Genomic DNA, 2,819 nt, shown 5'->3' with positions numbered 1-2,819 from the left:
TACAAACGGTTCATCACTTATCCTTCATTTAATAATTTCAAAATTGCCGCCATTATATCTGAAACTCCAAACATTGAGGCCGTCTGAAATGTTCAGACGGCCGGTGTCTTTTGTAAAAAATACTCAATATAGATAAAGTTTCAGTTTCGGCAACACAATAACGCAGCGTCCTCAACAAGCGGCTCACACGCTCCAACAACTCGCTGCAAATATCATTTAGACCAAATCTCCGCCCTCGATTATCTCGACAAGCCCAGTATGACCGCCAACACTAGCCAGATCCAATGCCGACGGCGTGATGTAGAGAACAAAGAGCGTTGAGACAGCAAACGCGTTTGGCTCAACTGATACGCCACATCGGCCAACATTACCAAGCGATTAGTCTGCCGAGCATTACCTTCTTCCGCTTTACGCAGTTTCAAATTTTCCGCTTCAATCCGCAGCCGCACCAGCTTAGCTTCTAAAAGCAGCAGCTCGCGCGCTTCTTCATACTCCTGTTGCTTCATCGTCCGCATCCTTATCTATCTCACCGCGCAAATACGCAATATCCGATCGAATATCCTGCAAGGTCTCAGCCACACGGCTGCCCTGCTCCCGATAATCTGCCGATACCGTTTAAAATGATACAGTATAATCAACAGCTTCATAAAAAATACCTAAAAATATCCTCAAAGCCACCAGATTTGACAACGCTATCTCAATATTATCTCTTTTCAGGAAAATATAAGGCTTAAACAAAAGAAGATGTAACTGTCCTAAAAAGTTAAAAATTTAAGAGTCTTTTTCCAATAATAAATAACAACTCGAGATCTTCTGCTACCATAATACTCAACGGAGGGAACTAGCAATGAATAATACTAAATTAGTGATTCCAAATTGTAATGAGTTTATATCTATTTATGGATTTGATTGCGAAATAGACGATGTTATTCAGACTGTTAAGTTTGTTAACGGTGATGAACGAGTTACTTTGAGCTTTGATCTGACAGTAAATTCTGTCCGACTCTTGTTTTACAGAAAAGATTATATTGTCATTGATCTTTATCTAGAAAATCTGTCGGAGCTATATTTGGATGAAAATGGTAATTACCTATCATTTAAATTTTCTAACAGTCTTCATATCCTGATAAAACTCTATCCCCAAATTAATATTACTGGAACTACCCTGCTATAGATAACCAGAACAAATCTTTCTTTACTGATTATTTGAGGACAACCCCTTATCATTAGAGAGCAAATGCCTAATCAAGGTTTCAAGAGTATCTTAAAAGCTACGAAAATATTTTTATGTCTATCTATGACGGCATTTGCAATAGAATTGACATGTTCTAATATTCTTAGAAAACTCCTATGCACCTGTTGCTTCATCGTCCGCATCCTTGTCTATCTCACCGCGCAAATACGCAATATCCGATCGAATATCCTGCAAGGTCTCAGCCACACGGCTGCCCTGCTCCCGATAATCTGCCGATACTTTGCGGAACAATACGGCAATAATCAGCAGGCTCAAGAAGAAAATGCCGAAAAACACCCATAACGCCGCCACATCCGACAGCACGCGGTTCAAGCCGAACAGCAAACCGACCAAGCCCACCATCAACAGCGCGCCGGACAACACCAGCCAAATCGCCAAACGAAACACATTTTCCGCCTGACGCGTCAAATCCAAGCTCAATACCTGCAAACGCAGCAGCAGCAAATCCGCGCCCTGATTCAACAAAGCCTTGCCATGTTCAAAACGCTGGCGAATTCCCATCTCGATTATCCTTTTTTCCAGGAAAAATAAGGCTAAGGCCGTCTGCACGGCGCAATGAAATCCATGATTTCATGTACACGCCTGTTCAGACGGCCTTAACATATTCACATTAACGGCGGTTCAACAACACACCGACAACCAAACCGGCCAATGCGGCAAAACCCATCGCATAATATGGTTTCTCATGCACCACTTCATCAGCGTGTTTGGCACCGCGTTTCAAACGCTCGCCCGCATCAGCTTCAAATTCGGCAAAACGCTCTTTGCCTTCTTTCAAACGCTCCTGAGCCGCTTCTTCAAACTGCTCGTATTTTTCACGCGCACGCTCGGCATGATGGCGCAGACGTTCGCCGGCCTCTTCTTCAAAACGGCTCAAACGCTCTTTGGCCACAGCCAATTTTTCTTCCAATTTGGCTCGGGCTTTGCTACCCTCTTCCGAACCGGCTTCAACACCATTGCGGTATAACTCTTCCACATCATCCATTACTTCTCGGATGTCTTTCAGCAAAGCCTCGCGACGTGCCTCAAAATCGTGTTTTTTCATGGTTTTCTCCTTGATATAGGTTGATATGGTTACAGACTGTTTATCTGTTAATAAATTATAACCGTTTATTCTAAAATAAACGTTAATTTAAATAAAATTAAGTGCTTATTATGAAAACAAGCAAATGAAATTTAAAAAAAGGCCGTCTGAAAACTTCAGACGGCCTTTTCAATTCAGCTTAAAGACTTAAGTCTTATGCCAAACCTTTTGCTTTCAACACTTCCAGCATGGTAGTGCCCAACTCGGCAGGGCTGCGGGTGTAAGCGATACCGGCTTTTTCGAAAGCGGCGAATTTTTCTTCGGCAGTACCTTTACCACCGGAGATAATCGCACCGGCGTGGCCCATACGTTTGCCTTTAGGAGCGGTAACACCAGCGATGTAACCTACAACAGGTTTGGTTACGTTGGATTGGATGTATTCGGCTGCTTCTTCTTCCGCAGTACCGCCGATTTCACCGATCATGATGATGGCGTCGGTATCTGGGTCTTCTTGGAAGAGTTTCAGTGCGTCGATTTGGT

The 2,819-nt window shown here is 43.2% G+C and carries 4 protein-coding genes and 1 pseudogene; 1 reads left to right on the top strand and 4 read right to left on the bottom strand.

The window, feature by feature from the left end; all coding sequences use genetic code 11:
• Nucleotides 1-239 precede the first annotated feature (239 nt).
• Entirely contained in the window at nt 240-506 is a 267-nt protein-coding gene (locus ACTHUE_RS14625) for a hypothetical protein (protein WP_039861953.1), read from the bottom strand.
• A gap of 341 nt (nt 507-847) precedes the next feature.
• Between ACTHUE_RS14625 and ACTHUE_RS14620 the strand changes: the two genes are divergently transcribed.
• Nucleotides 848-1,174: a hypothetical protein gene (locus ACTHUE_RS14620; RefSeq protein WP_004519276.1), complete on the top strand. Its 327-nt coding sequence runs from the start codon at nt 848-850 to the stop codon at nt 1,172-1,174.
• A gap of 174 nt (nt 1,175-1,348) precedes the next feature.
• On the opposite strand, the gene ACTHUE_RS14615 is transcribed toward ACTHUE_RS14620, so the two are convergent.
• The 3 genes and pseudogenes from ACTHUE_RS14615 to ACTHUE_RS14605 form a co-directional block, all read right to left on the bottom strand.
• Entirely contained in the window at nt 1,349-1,756 is a 408-nt protein-coding gene (locus ACTHUE_RS14615) for a phage holin family protein (RefSeq protein WP_039861951.1), read from the bottom strand.
• A gap of 109 nt (nt 1,757-1,865) precedes the next feature.
• Nucleotides 1,866-2,300 (bottom strand): DUF883 family protein, encoded by a 435-nt coding sequence (locus tag ACTHUE_RS14610; protein WP_004519274.1) that lies wholly within the window; start codon nt 2,298-2,300, stop codon nt 1,866-1,868.
• A 193-nt stretch (nt 2,301-2,493) separates the two neighbouring features.
• Nucleotides 2,494-2,819: pseudogene (locus ACTHUE_RS14605) on the bottom strand (succinate--CoA ligase subunit alpha); the annotation flags it as partial.

It is taken from the genome of Neisseria sp. P0021.S005 (assembly GCF_051956955.1).
The sequence above is the reverse complement of the archived record's forward strand: the minus strand, read 5'-3'. Positions and strand labels throughout refer to the sequence as shown.

Bases quoted from the DNA above. Each gene is read 5' to 3' on its own strand.
- ACTHUE_RS14620 (WP_004519276.1), top strand. From the start codon at position 848: ATGAATAATACTAAATTAGTGATTCCAAATTGTAATGAGTTTATATCT.
- ACTHUE_RS14615 (WP_039861951.1), bottom strand. From the start codon at position 1,756: ATGGGAATTCGCCAGCGTTTTGAACATGGCAAGGCTTTGTTGAATCAG.
- ACTHUE_RS14625 (WP_039861953.1), bottom strand. From the start codon at position 506: ATGAAGCAACAGGAGTATGAAGAAGCGCGCGAGCTGCTGCTTTTAGAA.
- ACTHUE_RS14610 (WP_004519274.1), bottom strand. From the start codon at position 2,300: ATGAAAAAACACGATTTTGAGGCACGTCGCGAGGCTTTGCTGAAAGAC.